The following is an 18,001-nucleotide window of genomic DNA, read 5'->3' as shown; positions in this document are numbered from 1 at the left end:
ACAAGGAGAGGATGCGCCATGTCGCAGCCCACCACTGACACCCGAACCGCCTTGATCATCGGAGCGTCCCGAGGACTCGGATGCGCCATGGCGGCGGAACTCGCCGACCGAGGATGGTCGGTCATCGGCACCGTCCGGGGCAGCGCCCGCACCCCGCTACACGACCTCGCCGACCGCCACGGCGAACGCATACGCATCGAACACCTCGACATCACCCAGCCCGAAGAACTCGCGCCCCTGCACGAACGACTGGCCGGACAGCAACTCGACATCCTGTTCGTCAACGCAGGCACCACCAACAACGAGCAGACCCCCATCGGAGCCGTCCCCACGCAGGACTTCGTCGATGTCATGGTGACCAACGCGCTCAGCCCCCTGCGCGTCATCGAAGCGCTCGATGACCTGGTCACCGCCACCGGCCTGATCGGCGTCATGTCCTCCGGACAAGGCAGCATCACCAACAACACCAACGGACTGCGCGAGGTCTACCGCGGCAGCAAAGCTGCCTTGAACATGTTCATGCGCAGCTACGCCACCCGCCAGACCGACACCGACCGCTCCCTGCTGCTCATGGCCCCCGGCTGGATCCGCACCGCCCTCGGCGGCGACGACGCCCCGTACACGGTGGAAGAGAGCACCCCGCTCCTCGTCGACGTCCTGCTCTCCCACCTTGGCAGCAAAGGTCTGGCATTCCTGGACCGCAATGGTCAGCCCGTCCCCTGGTAAGGGAAAATCGGCCACGTCTCGGCTGGCCGAACCCAGGTGCGCAACTGCCCACTCGACGGCTTGACACCCCCACCGGTGCCGGTGCCGGTCGGCCGTCGCCGGGAGCGTCCTGCGCAGTCCTCCGACCTCCACTCGGCGCTCCACTCCCCCTCCATCGCCTGCCGGGTCGGGCAGTTCACGAGACTCGCCGACCTGTACCAGTCCCCACTGGACTGGGATCACCCGGCAGGACCCTCGCCTTGGCCCCGTGAGCAGCAGGAATCGTTCCGACGTGAGGCCGACGCAACACTGGGGGCGTATTGCGTCGCGAGCTGGGCGACGGCTGGACGGTTGAGGACCGCCGGAGCTAAGTCACGCCCGTGGCCGACAAGTGTGCTCATCTGGCTGCGGCGCAGGGCGACGGTCAGGTGCCGGAGGCGGTCCTGGCCCGTCGTTCCGATCGGCGCAACGTAGCCGAGCCGGGCACGGGTGTCGATGACGAGGCCGTCGGTCGTCGCCGCCTCCTGCGGGGCCTGGCCCGGATCTGCGGCTGCCACCGCTTCTTCACCTCCCGCTCCAGGCTCGGGGCGAGCTCTTTGCGGGGGTTCTTGGCCTGGTCGGCCACGTACCGCTCCACCTGGCGCTGGGACATCCCGAGCAGGTCGGCGACCGCCCTGGTGCCCTTGAGCTGCTTGACCAGGTAGCGCATCTGCGCGGGCGCGCTCTTGGGTGCCGGGCGGGTGAACGCCTTCTGCACCGCGGCGTCCAGGCCGTCCCCGAACAGGCTCATCGTCGCCCTCCCCTACTCTCCGCTGTCGACGTCGGTGACGGTGCCGTCCTTGATGTACCGGGCGAGGTTGAACTCCGGGGCCTCGAACTGCTCGCGGATGGGGAACCGGCCAGGTTCGGCCCGAAAAAGCCGGTCGACGATGAAGTCAGGTGGCCTGGTCGAAGCCGGGTCAGGGCCCGATGGGCCGGGGCAGTCGCAAGAGGCAGGAGGGCATCTTCCAGCACGCCCGCCCTGCCGCCCCAGGCGACTGTTCTTGAGTGAGTCGCCCGACTGGCCGTCAGCCGGGCCGTTTCACGACCTTGGATGCCTTGAGGACTCTTCCCCATGAGTCCAGCGCCCTGACCTGGAAGTACGGTCCAGGGCTGTTCGTGGTGATGACGGTCTCGAATCCGGACCGTGGGGCGCGTCTGACGACGACTGACAGGGAGTCGGGATCGGGTCCGGCGAGTACCTGCCACGCTCTGGTCTGCGTCGAACCGTTCCAGGAGGCGTAGACGACGCTGCCTGCCCCGTTGGCCCGTGCCGCCGCGCCCGGTGGGTAGTACGGCGTGCCGATCCATTCGTACCGGAACGCTCGGTACGAGATGTTGGAGCCCGGCAGCTTCGCGTCGTAGAGCAGGCTCTGCAAGCCGTTGCCTTGGGTGTTCCCCGCGCCCCCGTACTCCGAATAGTACGGACTCTGACCCCACCCGATGAATTCGTTGCCGTTGGAAAGGGCCTGGGTGTTGCCTTGGGTCGGCGAATACAACGGCGGCTCGTGGTAGTAGGTCTTGTCCACGGTCGCCCTGCGGTTGCGGAAGTCAAGGTTGAGGATCAGACCGTGTGACTGCTGTTCAGGTGCGCCGTCGGGCAGGTCGCAGCAGCCGTCGTCGAACATGCTGATCCGGCTCCCCGGCCGGAATCGGGCATCGTTCTGCCAGAAGAAGTCCGCGTTCGGGCCGAAAGTGAAGTCGCTCTTCTTCCCGCCGAGTTGCCAGCGGATCCTGCCGGATCCCTTGGAGACATGGCAAATCGCCCACATGTTCCGGGCCGAAATCAGCAGCTGGTCATCGGGTCCCTCGTCGATGGAGTTGAGGTGGAAGGCGTCCCACACCCCATCGGATGACGACGCGCTGGAGACCGGCTCCTCGGAGTCGGCCGGGTCCAGGTGGTCCAGCGCGTTCCACGAGTAAATGAGTCTGCCCGTGGCGAGGTCGACCTCCTGGACTTCGCTGTTCAGGATGGCTCCGTTCTTCGGACCTCCGTAGGGCGCGAGATCCATGGGCACCAGCTTGGAGGCGAGGAAGAGCGCGGTGCCCTTGCGGGTCAGTGTGAATTCATGCTCGTCCGGGTAATAGCCGTGATGCGCGAAGACCGTCCCGAGCAGGCGATAGTGGGTGTCGTAGATGTAGTAGCACCCGCCTGGTTCCGGTGTCCCGGCCGGCAGGTTCGTGTACCACGGCGGAAGGGCGAGGGACCCCTGCCACCAGGTCAGCACCGGCTGTCCCCTGTCCTCGCGGGACTCGTAATACGTCTGGACCTTGAAGTCGGCGTTCTGGAGGTTGGAGCAGGGCAGCGGGCGGAACCAGACTGGATCGCCGGAGTTGTCGTTGATCAACGCTCCGGTCTGGCCGACCATCTGGTCCGCGCTGAACGGGCCGACGAAGATGTCTCCGCGGGCTGTCCCCGGTTTTTTCTCCGTCACGCTCACCCGCATGGGGTGAAGGTCCGGCTCCGAGACGAAACTCCATACGTCGCTGCCCGACAGGATGGGGGGCGGAGTACTTTCCGATGGAGGAAAGGGCTCCGTCGCGCACCGGCGGGCGTGCCTATGCGGGCTTACCGCGGCCGAGGGCACGCAGTTATCAACGGCGTCTCCGAGGACGTGCTCGCCGCGGTCTCCCAGGCCCTGGAGCTGGACGACGACGAACGCACCTACCTGTTCGACCTGGCCCGCGCGGCCCGGCCCGCCCGCCGCACGCCGTCACGCCGTCACGCCGTCACGCCGTCACGCCGTCACGCCGTCACGCCGTCACGCCGTCACGCCGTCACGCCGCAAGGATGTCGAGGTCCCGCCCCGCGTCCAGTGGCTGCTCGACTCCATGACGATGTCCTCCGCATTCGTACGCAACGGCCGCCAGGACGTCGTCGCCAGCAACTCGCTGGCCCGGGCCATGCACGACCTGACCCTCTACACCGCCGAACCCGGCAGCACCTTCGAAGACCGACTCAAGCTCCTGGCCAGCCTTGCAGCAACACAGCCCCACGTAACAGAGCAGGCTGACCAACCGCACCAAGCCACGCGGCCAACGCTCACACCCCGCTCCGGCACCAGCGAAAACCGCCCACCCACATCCTGAAGCCCCGTCTGGCACACCTGGCGGCTGCAACGCATCACGAAAGACCACCGCCCTCTTACAGAGGGAAACCCGACGTTGACCAGAGCCGACACGGCAGGCCGCGACATCAACAGGGCCTCCTGCTGCTCAAGGACTTCAACATCCCCGAGCTGTTCAGGAGGCCCTGTCTTCACCCGCCAACGGCTACAAGATCACCTGAACGAGAAGCGGACCTGAACCCCAGTACGATCTCCAACCTCCAAGAACGGAAAGACAACAGCCTCTCAGCTTGGCGTTTAACGTGGGCGGGCTTGGTGTTCCTTGATCGACTCGGCGCGTTTGACTGTCTTGCCGACGTCGTGGTGCCTGGCCCGCTGTTTGTTCTTCGAGCCTGCAGGCCGCCCGGGACCTGGCCGGGACGGTTTCGGTGCGGTCGCTGGACGGGCCGTGGTCGCGCGGACGTTGCGAAACCCCCGCCGCACCCGGGCGGGGGTGAGTCGACCGGGCTCGGCCGGTCGTTCCCAGGGGCGGCGGAGGTCCTCGGCGAGGGGCCGGGCGAGGCGGAGCTGGGTGTGGGCGGCGATGATGAGCCAGGTCCACACGTCGGCGGTCTCCGCGTGGCGGACCTTCGGGGCGGTCCAGCCGAGGGTCTGTTTCATGAGCCGGAAGGTGTGCTCGAGGTCGAATCCGCGCAGGAAGGACTGCCACCAGTGCTCCACGTCCGCCGGTGCGGCGGCGGTGGCCGAGCACCACAGCCAAACCGGTTTCGGGTCACGGTCGCCCGGCAGGCGCTCGACCTTCAGGCGGATCAACGTGCCGTGCAGGATGGGCAGTTCCTCTTTCGTGTGGTTCAGCCAGGGGCCGCGGTGGGTGAGCCGCGGGTGCATCCGGTCCCAGGCCATCGCCTCGGCCTTGCCGTAGCGGGTGGTGTCCGTGACCGTGGTGACCTCGGGTTCCTGCCAGCTGTCGGGCTTGGCGAAGGTCAGGACACCGCCGTGCCGACGCGGCCGTCCGCCCTTCGGCCCGGAGCGGGCGGGGCCGGGGTCACGGAGCATGACGCGGTCCGAGCGCAGGCGTCCGACCAGGACGACGGGCAGGTCCGCCAGGGTATGGGAGAGGTAGGCGACGGCGTAGCCGGAGTCCATGACGATCCAGATCTCCGGATCACCCGCCTGCCACTGCTGGGCCTGGACCAACCTCCCGATGACATCGCGTAGCTGGCTGGCGGTGACGATGGTCGCGTCATTGGCCGGCCCGAGGCGCACGGCGTCCAGCAACGCGACCCAGGAGGTCCGGCCGGTCTCCAGAGCGGCGACGAAGGAGTACGGCCAGCCCGGCACGAACTGGTCCTTGCTGCGGGCACCGCGTCCGTAGACGTGGCAGAACAGCCGGTCCTCACTGGTCGGGGCGTCCGGGCGGAGCCAGTTACTCACGTCCACAGCCAGCACGATCCGCCCGTCGGCCGCCCTCGGCAGCGGCAGGCCCGCCAGCACACGCCGCAACCGCGCCGGCTCCAGCCAGCCCCGGTCCAACGCCGCGTACATCGCCCCGTGTCCGCGCCGGTGCTCGACCGCCAGCGACAGTTCGACCAGCGTCTTCACCGGCCCGTCCGCACACAGCACCGCGTCCGTGAGCTCGAAGAGCGCATCCGCGCGGGTGTACAGGCACTCGTAGGACTCGACCCGAAAGCGGGACAAGACGTCGAACGCCTCGCCCGCGGGCGCGTGGACCGGGAGACTCATAACAGCGGCCGTTCTCTCGTGCTTCGTGACTCGACATCTCGAAGCGTGGAGAACGGCCGCCTCCGCTGTCCCGGGAAGGACCGCAGATCAGCAGGTCGGGTGACCTGCGAGGTTAAACGCCAAGCTCAGATGCTCAGCCGGGCAGCGTCGGCTTCGCCGACGGAGATGGCGAGATCGGCTGGAGACAGCTCGACAGTGTCCGGGGGTCCGTCGAGCAGGTCCAGCAGCAGCGGCAGGTACTCGGCAAGTGCGCCGGCGTTGTGTGCCTCGGCCGCGGCGCGTGACGCGTACTTCTCGACCACCGTGACCCTCAGTGGATCACGGTCCGGCTCGACGTAGAACGCGTAGCGCAGCACCTCGGGTTCCTCACGCAGAACTCGTGGGACCAGCTCGGAGAACAACGAAAGCAGGTCGGCGCCACGGCCGGGCTTGGCCTGAAGATGGCCGACGACAACGATCTCAGACAACGGGACGCTCCTCACGGTGGCAGCAGTCATGGTGGCGTTGGCTGGTGGTCATATCGCGAGGGTCGGCAGGCGCAGGGTGGACGGAGTCGGTCCGTCGTGATGAACGGTGTGCCGTGCGGTGACCGCCTCGTCGAGGATGCCGAGCTCGGGCACGGTGCGAGTGTGCAGGTTGCGGCTGTAACGCGGGAAGCTGAACCCGGCGATCTGGACCCGGATGCGGTGACCGCGGCGGAACCGGTGGGCGACGTCGTTCAGGGCGACGGTCACTCGGCTCGGTTCATCGGGGCTGAGCCAGTCGCTGTCGCCACCGTCGCGGTAGCGGGCTCGCTGAGCTCCTTCGGCGATGTTGAGGGCAAAACCGTCGGGCTCGACGTCGACGAGGGTGACGCACAGGTCTGCGTCCGGCGCAGTGCTGGTGATGAATGCGACCAGCTCGGGCTGGCCGGCGATGGTCACGTCCTCGGTCAGGGGCGCGCTCGTGTAGACGAGCAGGTCGCTGCGCCCGTCTACCACGCGCTGATCCTGAATGCCTCCCGGCACGGCCGCCGCATCGCCTTCGACTACGATCGCCCCGCCGTGCGTGGGGAACGGGTCGTGGGGGTCAGCGACGAACGTGTCTGCGGCGGCTCCGGCGTAGCCTGCACGGGTGAGCAGGCCGTCTCCCCCGGCGGTGCGCGCGTCGCCGGCAGAGGCGAGTGCCCATTCCTCGACCGTGCCTGCAGGCGGCCACGTCGGCGCATGCGCCCAGGTGTTCGCCCCGCCGACGAAGTAGGTGACTCGTTCGGGTCCGGAAATGTACCGTGCGGCCGAGGGGTAGTCCGCGGCGTCACCGCCGCGCAGGTGGCGGTCGAAGAACGCAGCGAGCACGGGGTTCCATGTGGGCACACCGCCGTTGGCGTTGGGCAGCACCCGCGCACCGGACTGGCCGGACGCGCCGTAGGTGCCGAAGTGGGTCCACGGGCCGGCGATGAACCTGGCCTGCTCGTTGTCGGCCAGCCGAGCGGCCAGCCGGAACTGGGTGGGGCTGGTGAAGTCCTGGTATCCGCTGATCTGCAGGAAGGGGATGGTGACGCGGTCCGGCTCGGTCAGCAGGTTCGGCCGGTCCCAAAACGGGTCGTGGGGTGAACGCAGCCAGTCGGCCCAGAACGGGGCGAGGCGGCTGTCGTTGAGCGGGGCGATATCGGTCAGCGGAAGTTGACTGACAACCGCGCGCCAGTCATCGGCCGCCTCGGCCAACAGCTTGCGCGCGTGCTCCTGTTCGGCTGCACTCAGCGAGGAGTGATCAAGACCCTCCCGGCACATGACCAAGGCATAGGTGGTCAGGAAGCCCAGCTCGAACAGACCGCCGGGCCGGGCGGTGTGGCCCATGTCGACGGTGGCGACCATCGCGACCGCAGCCTTGAGGTTCGGGTTACGGGCGGCAACGGCTTGCAGCACGGTCATGCCGAGGTAGGAGGAGCCGTAGATGCCGACGTTGCCGTCGCTCCACGGCTGCGCTGCGGCCCAGTCGATCACGTCGTAGGAGTCGTTGTATTCCTGGGTGATGAAGTCCAGTTCCCCGCCGGATTCGGCGCGGCCGCGGGTGTCCTGTACGAAGACTGCGAAGCCCTGTCGGGCCAGCCAGAGCGGATCGGCGACGATGGCCGAGACCCGGAACGAGTCCCTGCGGTCATAGGGAGTGCGATGCAGCAGCACAGGCCAGCGGCCCTCGTCGGCGGGTCGGTACAAGTCGCCGGTCAGCGTGACGCCGTCGCGGGTCGTCATCTTGATCCCGGCGTCGATGCGGGGCAAGTACATGGATGGCTCCTCGAAGGCCCAACGTTGGCTGGACGGGTCAGGCAGGCGGTCATTGACGCTCAGGGCTGGTCCTTGATCGCAGGGTCGAGTCGCGCACGCAGGATGCGCTTGGCGAACTTGCCAGTGCCGGTCTTGGGAAGCGAGTCGACAAAGTGCACCTCGTCGGGCAGCCACCACTTCGGCACCAGCGGCCGCAGGTGCGCCAGGACATCCTCTGCGGTGAGCTGGGCGCCGTCGCGGGTCACGACGAAGGTGACGGGCCGCTCGGACCAGCGCGGGTCGGATTTTGCCACGACGGCCGCCTCGGCGACGTCGGGGTGGGCCATGATGTGGTTCTCCAGGGCGACCGAGGAGATCCACTCGCCGCCGGACTTCACGAGGTCCTTTTTGCGATCGATGAGGTGCAGGTAACCGCTGGGGTCGACGCTGGCGACGTCACCGGTTCGCAACCACCCGTCCGCGGTGAACCCCTCGTCGCCGGTGCGGTTGACATAGCCGGCAGCGATCCAGGGGCCGGCCGCCTGCAGCTCGCCAACGGCGACGCCGTCCCATGGCTGTTCCGCGCCGGTATCAGGGGCGATGAGACGCAGGTCGAACAACGGGAGGGGCCGTCCCTGGCTCGCGCGTACCCGCGCTCGCTGCTGTTCGTTCAGCTCGTCGTGTTCGCGGCGCAGCGTGGCCACGGTGCAGATGGGGCTGGTCTCGGTCATGCCCCACGCCTGGGTGATCGGCACCCCGACCGCTGCCCGCCAGTCCTCGGACAGGCTCGGCGGCACGGCGGCGCCACCGCACAGCACCATCCGCAGGCTGCTTAGATCGTGATCGTGCAGGAGGGGCAGCGCGCCCATCCAGATCGTCGGGACTCCGGCGGTGAAGGTCACCTGGTAACGCTCGATCTGCGCGAGCAGCGCCGCGGGAGACGTCTGGGTGCCGGGCAATACGAGGTCCGCTCCGGCCAAAACCGCGGTGTACGGCAGTCCCCAGGCGTTGACGTGGAACATCGGTACCACCGGCTGGACGCGGTCGCGTTCGCCGATGGCCAGCGCGTCGGCGCCGAGGCTGGCCAGTGAGTGGAGCACCGTCGAGCGGTGGGAGTAGAGCACGCCTTTCGGGTCGCCGGTGGTCCCTGACGTGTGGCACAGCGCGGCGGCGGAGTTCTCGTCCTCGATGAGGAAACTGCCCGGGTAGGGCGGCTCCGAGGCGAGCAGCGTCTCGTAGTCCACGACGCGCGGGTCGGGCGGCACCGGCTCGGTCGAGCCGTCCTCGACCACCACGATGTAGCGCACCGACGGGATGCGGTCGGCCACCTGCTGCAGCGTGGGCAACGACGAGCGGTCGACGAACAACACGTCATCGTGCGCGTCGGCGATGACGAACGCGAGCTGGTCCGGGAACAGCCGGATGTTGATGGTGTGCAGCACGCGTCCCGAACAGGGCACGGCGAAGTACAGCTCGAGATGGGCCTGCGTGTTCCAGCACAGCGTCCCCACCCGAGCGTCAGCAGGGACACCCAAGCGATCAAGGACAGTGGCAAGCCGCCGAACCCGCTCAAAGCACTCGGCGTAGGTCGAGGACCGCTCACCCGCGGCCGTCGCGGTCACGATCGTCTTGTGGGCAAACAACGCCTCGGCCCGATGAAAAACGTGGGGAAGACCGATCGCACGATCCTGCATCAACCCGAGCATGTGACGTCTCCTTCGCGGATGTCTCGCCTGCGATGGTCGAACGCAGCGTGCGTGCGAGGTCGCACGCTGCGCCGTCAAGGAGCTCAGACGACGATCACTCGGCGTCCGCGGGAGTGTCCGGCTTGGCTGTCGGCGTGGGCTGCCGCGGCCTCGTTGAGCGAATAGGCCTTTTCGACCGGGGTGCGAAGCTTGCCCCGCGCAATCAGGTCGGCGGCCTCGGCCAGAGCTTCGGGCATGGGGCCGCCGACGCCGGAGAACCGGACGCCGTACTTCGGCGCGTCGAGGTCGGCGATGGTGATCACCTTGTGTGGGTCGCCGGTCAACTCGACCAATTCGGGGATGACACCGGAGCCGGCCAGATCGAGAGCGGCGTCGACAGTGCCGAGTTCGCGCACCCGCTGGACCCAGCCCTCGTCGTAGGTGGTGGCGAGGGCGCCCAGGCTTTGCAGGTAGTCCTGGTTGGCGCTGCCAGCCGTGCCGATCACGGTAATGCCGCGGTCGCGCGCGATCTGCAACACGGCCGAGCCCACTCCGCCGGACGCGCCGCTGACCAGCAGTGTCTGCCCGGGCTGCACTCCCACCTCGCGCACAATGCGCAGCGCGGTCTCCACCACCGACGGGTATCCGGCGGCCTCCTCGAACGTCAGGCCCTCGGGTATGCGGGCCCAGGCGAACAGCACGGCGTGTTCGGCGTAGGTGCTCCAGCCGCGGCCGAACACGCCGTCGCCGACCCCAACATCGTCGACGCCCTCGCCGACCTCGTCCACAATTCCGGCCGCGTCCTGGCCGACTCCGGCGGGCAAGTCGATCGCCCCGTGCGACGCCGTAGCAGTCCTCTGGAACTGGCCTTCACGGATACGCCAGTCCACGGCGTTGACCCCCGCCGCCCGGACGGCGATGCGTATCTGACCGGGGCCGGCGTGCGGCTCCTCGACATCGACGACCTGCAGCACATCGGGACCGCCGAACTCGGCAAAGCTAACCCTCTTCATGCCTTCGACCGTAACCCTAACGACTAGCGTTTCACAACCGTTGCGATATCGGACGTGTTAGTATCAGGTCATGACCGCGCCGACCAGCCGCCGCGAACGTAAAAAAGCCGCGACCCGCCGGGCCATCGCCGACACCGCCCGGCGACTGTTCCTCGAACGCGGGTACGACGCGGTCGGCATCCGCGACATCGCCGCCGAAGCCGACGTCGCCGTCACCACGCTGTTCGCCCATTTCCCCTGCAAGGAAGCGCTGGTGTTCGCGCAGGACGAGGACTTCGAACAGCAACTCACCCGGACCGTCACCGACCGCGCACCGCACGAGCCGCTCATCCCGGCCCTGCGCCGCCAGATCGAGCTCCTCGTACGGCACTGCGCAGCCGCTCCCGTCTGGCAGATGATCGGTGAGACGCCAGCCCTGCGCGACTACGAAGCATCCGTCAGGCTGCGCCACGCCGAGTCCCTGGCCGCAGCCATGGCCGCCGACCCTGATCTCGAACGAAGCGCCACGGCCTGCCGCGCGACCGCGCGGTTCGTGATCGACGCCTACTCACTGGCCCGCGAGGCAGCCGACCCGCAGGCCACCCTCGACGAGATCTTCCACATGATCGAGGCCGCCTGGGCCGTCACCGGCCCGGCCCGAGAGCCACAAGCCACTGCAACGTCAGGCACGGCACAGAACAGTCGCGCCGCCACAACTCGCTGAGCGCCGGCCCGCCTGCGCCACGGAATCCGCAAGACACTGAGCTTGGCGTTTAACCTCGCAGGTCACCCGACCTGCTGATCTGCGGTCCTTCCCGGGACAGCGGAGGCGGCCGTTCTCCACGCTTCGAGATGTCGAGTCACGAAGCACGAGAGAACGGCCGCTGTTATGAGTCTCCCGGTCCACGCGCCCGCGGGCGAGGCGTTCGACGTCTTGTCCCGCTTTCGGGTCGAGTCCTACGAGTGCCTGTACACCCGCGCGGATGCGCTCTTCGAGCTCACGGACGCGGTGCTGTGTGCGGACGGGCCGGTGAAGACGCTGGTCGAACTGTCGCTGGCGGTCGAGCACCGGCGCGGACACGGGGCGATGTACGCGGCGTTGGACCGGGGCTGGCTGGAGCCGGCGCGGTTGCGGCGTGTGCTGGCGGGCCTGCCGCTGCCGAGGGCGGCCGACGGGCGGATCGTGCTGGCTGTGGACGTGAGTAACTGGCTCCGCCCGGACGCCCCGACCAGTGAGGACCGGCTGTTCTGCCACGTCTACGGACGCGGTGCCCGCAGCAAGGACCAGTTCGTGCCGGGCTGGCCGTACTCCTTCGTCGCCGCTCTGGAGACCGGCCGGACCTCCTGGGTCGCGTTGCTGGACGCCGTGCGCCTCGGGCCGGCCAATGACGCGACCATCGTCACCGCCAGCCAGCTACGCGATGTCATCGGGAGGTTGGTCCAGGCCCAGCAGTGGCAGGCGGGTGATCCGGAGATCTGGATCGTCATGGACTCCGGCTACGCCGTCGCCTACCTCTCCCATACCCTGGCGGACCTGCCCGTCGTCCTGGTCGGACGCCTGCGCTCGGACCGCGTCATGCTCCGTGACCCCGGCCCCGCCCGCTCCGGGCCGAAGGGCGGACGGCCGCGTCGGCACGGCGGTGTCCTGACCTTCGCCAAGCCCGACAGCTGGCAGGAACCCGAGGTCACCACGGTCACGGACACCACCCGCTACGGCAAGGCCGAGGCGATGGCCTGGGACCGGATGCACCCGCGGCTCACCCACCGCGGCCCCTGGCTGAACCACACGAAAGAGGAACTGCCCATCCTGCACGGCACGTTGATCCGCCTGAAGGTCGAGCGCCTGCCGGGCGACCGTGACCCGAAACCGGTTTGGCTGTGGTGCTCGGCCACCGCCGCCGCACCGGCGGACGTGGAGCACTGGTGGCAGTCCTTCCTGCGCGGATTCGACCTCGAGCACACCTTCCGGCTCATGAAACAGACCCTCGGCTGGACCGCCCCGAAGGTCCGCCACGCGGAGACCGCCGACGTGTGGACCTGGCTCATCATCGCCGCCCACACCCAGCTCCGCCTCGCCCGGCCCCTCGCCGAGGACCTCCGCCGCCCCTGGGAACGACCGGCCGAGCCCGGTCGACTCACCCCCGCCCGGGTGCGGCGGGGGTTTCGCAACGTCCGCGCGACCACGGCCCGTCCAGCGACCGCACCGAAACCGTCCCGGCCAGGTCCCGGGCGGCCTGCAGGCTCGAAGAACAAACAGCGGGCCAGGCACCACGACGTCGGCAAGACAGTCAAACGCGCCGAGTCGATCAAGGAACACCAAGCCCGCCCACGTTAAACGCCAAGCTCAGCTCCCCCAAGCCATACACCGGTGCACTGGTAGAGCAGCTGAGTGCCGTCGAGTGGCTCACGGACGTCTCGGTGACCGGTACACACGTCACGGGCCGACCGCGCGAGCGGGGCGCGGCACGGGGCCGGCCACCGCTGGCCCTGCCGGGTGACAACCTGCTGGCACGGCCCGCCTACGCTGCGGGACGTGAGTCCGGGACATTCTGACGGCCGCCTCACCGGCTCCCGATCAGTGTCCGGACCCGCTGGCACCATGAAGCCATGAGCCACATCATCACGATGACCACCGCCGACCAGAACGACATTGTGTCCTACCTGCGAGGAGACGAACTCGACGCCAACCAGAAGCGCATGCTCGACGATCACATACGCAAGGACGCCCACAGCGACCAGCTCAGCCTCGAGCGTCAGGGCATCGATCTGGGGCTGACCATCCCCGAGGCACTCGACCACCTCCTCGCGCGCCACGCCAACGCGGACGGCGAACACGTGGGCATCGCCTACTACAAGGCGCTCCAGCACATCATCGACTGGAGCGGGTCCGACCCCATCGACTTCGGGGTGTACTCCAAGCCCTCCACGTTCTTCGGGCGCATGAGCGACGAACTGGGGCGCCTCGGGGTCCCCGCCGACCTGCTGCCGATCGATTTCCTGTTCGCCGGGCCGCCCGAGGAGATCCCCTTCCACGTCCCGACGCCAGTGGACGGGTACCCGGCCATCGGCCGTCTGCCGCTGGCCAAGGCCGAGCCACTCGCCGACGCCTACACCGCAGTCTGGGACCGCGTGGACAACGCCTTCACCTACGAAACCAAGAAGATCATCGATACGATGCGGGTCGAGCACGACGAATGGCAGAGCGCTCTCCAGCACGGGCACACCATGGACACGCTGTTCTTCTCCATCCAGGGCTGAGAGGCACCGGTTCACCCCCGGCCCGACGCGCAGCCACGAACCCCACCCCTGGCCCGTGCTACCCCGGCCAGCCCAGCCCTCCGCCCCGCGGCCACGAGCGACCGGAAGACAGCGGGGAAGCCGTCAGCAGCACTGGGCGTGGAGGGCGCGGCGGCGTGACGCTCCTCGGGCCGGGCGTTCCCGACCGTACTGCGGCCCGTCACGGGGATCCCGTCCGGCGCGCTCCATTGCGGCGCAGTCCGGAAGCGAGCCGCATCCGTAGCGGGCGATGGTCTTGGTGAGGATCTCCTCGTCCGCGACTTCGACGAGCTCGGGGTGGCGACGGACCACCTCGGCATTGCTGCTCGTCCGGCTGCTGGAAGCGGACAGTGGTGGCGGTCAGCAACGCAAGCCGACGATGCCCCAGCCGCGGTGCTCTGCTTCCGTGACGACCTTCCCCCAGTCGGTGAGAAGGTCGGTGAACGATTCGAAGGTCGTGATCCAGCCGCTGGGAACTGCGGCATGCTGGGTGAACGGCTCGCGGAGAACGTCCAGGTATGGTGCCGCCTGCTGCCACCATCCAGCGATCAGCGCTACGTGATCAGGCGGGCACCACAGCAGCAGATCCGCGTCCCAGGTGCACGGCTGATCCGGGAGATCCGAACCGACCCCGGTGGTGTCTTCCAGACGATGCCAGAACAGCGCGTCGTTGAACCGGTCCAAACAGTCGCGCAGCTTCGGCTCGACGAAGTCGCGCATGTGGTCCCAGCGGTGACCGGCCCAAAAGTGCGGTTTGTACGAGCCGAGCGCGTTCCGAAAGGCGTACCTGCCATACCAGGCGTTACCCGGCTGCGCGGGCCACGACCAGCCATGCTCCAAGAGGTCGTCGCTGTACACCTCTTTTGAAGGCGGCATCGATCAGCGACTGCTCCCGGTCGCCGGGCGCGGCCGCCTCCACCTGCGGCCAGTCCACGATCAGGACTTCCATCCCCACACCCATCACCTCAGCGTAGGACAGGGAAACGGGCGCTGATCACCGCAGCCGAATGCCCCATGCCATCGATCTCTGAGGCGATTGCCACGGAAGGTCGACGGATCGCGCCCGACTCGCTGATCTTTCGCGTCCCTGCTCGCCCAGTCACGGCCATCGAGGACATCGACTACCCGAGCGTGCCGACCCAATCGGAACGCCTGCCAGACCTACCGCCCCGCGTCTCCCCCGCCGCCCCGGCAGGTGCCGGTGGAGCGTGCAGCACCTGCCCCGCGCCCGCTGGCGTTGCCGGCTGCCGCGTGGTCCACCGCCAGTCGTGCTGGGTACCGACCGGTGATGCGAACGGACCTCACGCTCGACCAGGCGCTCCGCGATCTCACCCGCCCGGACAGCGAAACATGCACCGTCTCCGCATTTTGTGGTCGGGTAGCCGGAGACCAGCAATGGTCTCCGGCTACCCGACCACAGAATTTCCGGGCTCGCGGGTGTCAGGGATGCTACAGGTCGAACTCCAGGTGCTCGATGTCCGTGAAGCGGACCTCCTCCAGCTGGCCGGCGCGGCGGCCGTTGTCCTGGAAGTAGACCTCCTTGAGCGCTTCGGCGGCGATCTCCCGCAGTTGCTGGTCGCCGGCGCCGGCTTCCTGTGCGTCGAAGAGGCGGGCGGCGTAGCGGGGTGGCAGGGCGACGGTCAGGTGCCGGATGCGGTCCTGGTCCGTGGTCCCGATCGGTGCGGTGTAGCCGAGGCGGGCGCGGGTGTCGATGACGATGCCGCCTGTAGTCGCCGCCGTCTGCCGGGCCTTGGCGCGGATCTGCGGTTGCCACCGCTTCTTCACCTCGCGCTCCAGGCGTGCGGCGAGATCGGGGCGGGGCTTTTTGATCTGGTCTTTCACGTACCGCTCCACGGTGCGCTGGGATACCCGCAGCAGTTGGGCGACCGCCCTGGTGCCCTTGAGCTGCTTGACCAGGTAGCGCATCTGCGCGGGTGCGCTCTTGGGCGCCGGGCGGGTGAACGCCTTCTGCACCGCGGCGTCCAGGCCGTCCCCGAACAGGCTCATCGCCCTCCCCTACTCTCCGTTGTCGACATCGGTGACGGTGCCGTCCTTGATGTACCGGGCGAGGTTGAGCTCCGGGGCGTTGAACTGCTCGCGGACTCCTTCGCCCCACAGGACGGTCTGGGTGCCCTCGTGCTTGACCAGGCCGGGGTTGACGCCGAGCTTGAAGCCGCCGGGCAGCGGCTTGCCGTCCCGGTAGGGCAGGAAGTCCAGCGGGCTGGTGCCGTCGGCCGCGTACACGACGCAGTCGGACAGGATCGCGACCGGGTACTGGCCGGTGAACGCCGCATGCTTGACGATCTTACGGTGCAGGTTGATCCGGGTGCGGGAGATGACCGCCGCGCGGATGTCCGGCCGCCACGTCGGGCGGGACAGGGCCCGCCACGGCTCACCGGGCCGCCATCCCTCCCCGCGGGGGCGTTCACGCAGCTTGCCCAGACCGCCCTTGACCGTCGCCTTGACCGCCGAGACGACGATCGCCAGCTGAGGGTCGCGCTCCTTGTAGCCTTCCATCGCCGCCAGGAAGTCGGCCGGTGCCAGGTCCGCGCCGACGCCGAGGTCGGCCATCGTGGCCAGGTAGGCGTCGCGCAGCCGCTGGTACCAGCCGTCCAGGTAGCGGCCGTTGTCGTAGCGGACGTACGCCTCGATCGGCGCGACGCCGTAGCCCAGTTCCACCGCGTAGGCGACGGTGGGCGTCGCGTACCAGGCCGGGCCGTCGGGGCGCTCGCCCTTCGGCGTGAACGGACTGGGCAGCAGACTGGGGTCCAGGTCCGCCCACGTGTCCTTGCCAACCTTGACCCGGGACAGGTCGACGTGGGACAGGTCGACCAGCCACGAGCCGGGCAGCTTCGGGTCGAACACCGGCGCCTTGACGTACGTGGGCGCGCCGAGGCCGACGATCAGGCCGTTGGCGCCGGCGGCGAAGGCCATGTTCACGTCGATGCCGACCAGGTGCCGCAGGGTGCATTCGGCGTCGGTCATCGGCCGGGCCCAGTCGTATGCCTCCTCGAACAGCTTCTCGCCGGGGCCGCGGATGTGGAACCGCGGCAGGTCCGCCAGGAGCGGGTGTCCGTCCGGGGCTTCACACGGCGCGCACTCCACCGGGTCCGTTCCCAGGCTGCCGGGGTTGTGCTCGGAGTGCCGCTTGCCGTCGGCGTTGGGCTGGGAGGCGCGGGTCGGCGGGTGCAGGGCGGTCATCAGCTCCAGGCCGGTCACAGCGGTGGAACCGCGCGGCGTCATCACACGGGAGGCGTACGCGCCCAGGAGCCGGGCGAGTTCCGCCGGCGGGAGTTGCGCGGCCTCGCCCCAGTGGCGGGAGTCCAGCGCGTGCCAGGAGGGGATGCACAGCTGGACGCAGGCGCGTTCCGAGCCCTTCGCCGGGCGGTAGATCCGCGCCCACGGGCCGAACCCGCGCTTGGTCAGCTTCCAGTCGGCACGGGCCAGCTGCTTGATGACCTTGTGGCCCTCCGGGATCCGTCCGGCGAGCCGCTCGGCCTCAGTGAGGGCGACCGGCAGGCCGTAACGCTCCAGCGCGGCTTCGGTGAGCACGAGCAGCGGGTCGGCGTCCTTGCCCGGCCCGGACAGCTTCGGCTGCCCGAGCTTCGCCTCCTTCAGAGTCCAGTCCACCAGGGCCGGAATCGACTTGGCGGGCACGTCCAGGACCAGGCCGTCGACGCAGTACGCCACGACCTTACGGTCGGCTTCGGCGTCGATGACGGCGAGCGGACCGTGGGCGAACCGCGGATCGGCAGCGTCCGTCACCGTGGTGGCCTTGTTCGGGACGGCCTTCTTCGCCCCCGGACGCCGGGACGTCGACGTCAGCCTGGGGACGGCCGCCGGGCGTACCGCAGTGGCCGGAGCGGGCGCGGCGTGTAGTGCGGTGGTCTCCGAAGCCGTTTCCTGGGCGGGCTTGGCGGTTGGGCCGGCGCTCGCGGCCGAGGTATTGTCGGTCGGCCCGGGCGCGGGGAAGCGGGCAGCGAGGCCCTCGAGGAGCCGGGCGTATGCGGCACGCTTCGGCGGCCGCGGCTCGGTACGGCCAGCTTCCCAGTTCCCCACCGCCTCGCGCCGGGTCCGCAGAGCCTCCGCAACCTGGTCCTGCGTCAGCCCGGCCGCTTCGCGCAGACGCTTACGCTCCGCAGGTTCCGGCAGCGGGTCCCGCACAGCCTGCTCCAGCAGCGCGTCAACGGCACTGAACAGCTCTTCCTCGTTGGACAAGACCTCACCTCCCAGCCACACCCTACCGCAAA

15 protein-coding genes and 1 pseudogene are annotated in these 18,001 nt (G+C 68.8%); 5 read left to right on the top strand and 11 right to left on the bottom strand.

All coding sequences use genetic code 11. The features are described 5' to 3' along the window. The first annotated feature begins 18 nt into the window (after positions 1-18). Positions 19-726 carry an SDR family NAD(P)-dependent oxidoreductase gene (locus ACZ6TD_RS47525; RefSeq protein ID WP_471348434.1) on the top strand — a complete coding sequence of 236 codons (708 nt, stop codon included), beginning with the start codon at positions 19-21 and terminating at the stop codon, positions 724-726. 392 nt (positions 727-1,118) lie between these two features. Here the strand turns inward: ACZ6TD_RS47525 and tpg (ACZ6TD_RS47520) are convergent. Both tpg (ACZ6TD_RS47520) and ACZ6TD_RS47515 read right to left on the bottom strand, forming a co-directional pair. Next, positions 1,119-1,495: pseudogene (gene tpg, locus ACZ6TD_RS47520) on the bottom strand (telomere-protecting terminal protein Tpg); the annotation flags it as partial. Positions 1,496-1,772: 277 nt separating this feature from the next. Continuing rightward, entirely contained in the window at positions 1,773-3,191 is a 1,419-nt protein-coding gene (locus ACZ6TD_RS47515; RefSeq protein WP_471348431.1) for an arylsulfotransferase family protein, read from the bottom strand. A gap of 385 nt (positions 3,192-3,576) precedes the next feature. Between ACZ6TD_RS47515 and ACZ6TD_RS47510 the strand changes: the two genes are divergently transcribed. Then, the gene (locus ACZ6TD_RS47510) at positions 3,577-3,834 is read left to right on the top strand and encodes a hypothetical protein (RefSeq protein ID WP_471348429.1); all 258 of its coding nucleotides are present in this window, start codon (positions 3,577-3,579) and stop codon (positions 3,832-3,834) included. A 275-nt stretch (positions 3,835-4,109) separates the two neighbouring features. Here ACZ6TD_RS47510 and ACZ6TD_RS47505 read toward each other — a convergent pair whose 3' ends face one another. The 5 genes from ACZ6TD_RS47505 to ACZ6TD_RS47485 form a co-directional block, all read right to left on the bottom strand. Beyond that, a complete protein-coding gene (locus tag ACZ6TD_RS47505) occupies positions 4,110-5,555 on the bottom strand; it encodes an NF041680 family putative transposase (protein ID WP_471348419.1) in 1,446 nt (481 codons plus the stop codon). 125 nt (positions 5,556-5,680) lie between these two features. Continuing rightward, positions 5,681-6,022, bottom strand: coding sequence for a putative quinol monooxygenase (locus ACZ6TD_RS47500; protein WP_191066230.1), 342 nt, complete (start codon positions 6,020-6,022; stop codon positions 5,681-5,683). A gap of 48 nt (positions 6,023-6,070) precedes the next feature. Further along, on the bottom strand, positions 6,071-7,819 hold the full coding sequence (locus ACZ6TD_RS47495) for a CocE/NonD family hydrolase (protein WP_471348426.1): 1,749 nt from the start codon (positions 7,817-7,819) through the stop codon (positions 6,071-6,073). 59 nt (positions 7,820-7,878) lie between these two features. After that, on the bottom strand, positions 7,879-9,504 hold the full coding sequence (locus ACZ6TD_RS47490; RefSeq protein WP_471348424.1) for a long-chain fatty acid--CoA ligase: 1,626 nt from the start codon (positions 9,502-9,504) through the stop codon (positions 7,879-7,881). Between the two features lie 83 nt (positions 9,505-9,587). Next, on the bottom strand, positions 9,588-10,496 hold the full coding sequence (locus tag ACZ6TD_RS47485; RefSeq protein WP_471348422.1) for an NADP-dependent oxidoreductase: 909 nt from the start codon (positions 10,494-10,496) through the stop codon (positions 9,588-9,590). Positions 10,497-10,566: 70 nt separating this feature from the next. Here ACZ6TD_RS47485 and ACZ6TD_RS47480 point away from each other — a divergent pair, with 70 nt between their 5' ends. From ACZ6TD_RS47480 to ACZ6TD_RS47470, 3 genes are all read left to right on the top strand, one after another. Further along, positions 10,567-11,199, top strand: a complete 633-nt coding sequence (locus ACZ6TD_RS47480) for a TetR/AcrR family transcriptional regulator (RefSeq protein ID WP_471348420.1) — start codon at positions 10,567-10,569, stop codon at positions 11,197-11,199. 165 nt (positions 11,200-11,364) lie between these two features. Further along, entirely contained in the window at positions 11,365-12,810 is a 1,446-nt protein-coding gene (locus ACZ6TD_RS47475) for an NF041680 family putative transposase (protein ID WP_471348419.1), read from the top strand. A gap of 272 nt (positions 12,811-13,082) precedes the next feature. Further along, a complete protein-coding gene (locus tag ACZ6TD_RS47470) occupies positions 13,083-13,733 on the top strand; it encodes a DUF7691 family protein (RefSeq protein ID WP_471348418.1) in 651 nt (216 codons plus the stop codon). 378 nt (positions 13,734-14,111) lie between these two features. Here the strand turns inward: ACZ6TD_RS47470 and ACZ6TD_RS47465 are convergent, their stop codons facing one another. From ACZ6TD_RS47465 to tap, 4 genes are all read right to left on the bottom strand, one after another. Further along, complete coding sequence (locus tag ACZ6TD_RS47465) at positions 14,112-14,471, bottom strand: hypothetical protein (RefSeq protein ID WP_471348416.1); 360 nt, start codon at positions 14,469-14,471, stop codon at positions 14,112-14,114. An 82-nt stretch (positions 14,472-14,553) separates the two neighbouring features. Beyond that, entirely contained in the window at positions 14,554-14,706 is a 153-nt protein-coding gene (locus ACZ6TD_RS47460) for a hypothetical protein (RefSeq protein ID WP_471348414.1), read from the bottom strand. Between the two features lie 494 nt (positions 14,707-15,200). Continuing rightward, positions 15,201-15,758 carry a telomere-protecting terminal protein Tpg gene (tpg, locus tag ACZ6TD_RS47455; RefSeq protein WP_471348413.1) on the bottom strand — a complete coding sequence of 186 codons (558 nt, stop codon included), beginning with the start codon at positions 15,756-15,758 and terminating at the stop codon, positions 15,201-15,203. A gap of 9 nt (positions 15,759-15,767) precedes the next feature. Beyond that, complete coding sequence (tap, locus tag ACZ6TD_RS47450; RefSeq protein ID WP_471348411.1) at positions 15,768-17,969, bottom strand: telomere-associated protein Tap; 2,202 nt, start codon at positions 17,967-17,969, stop codon at positions 15,768-15,770. Positions 17,970-18,001: the final 32 nt, after the last annotated feature.

The organism is Streptomyces yongxingensis (assembly GCF_055597465.1).
This window is presented reverse-complemented; position numbering and strand designations above follow the sequence as displayed.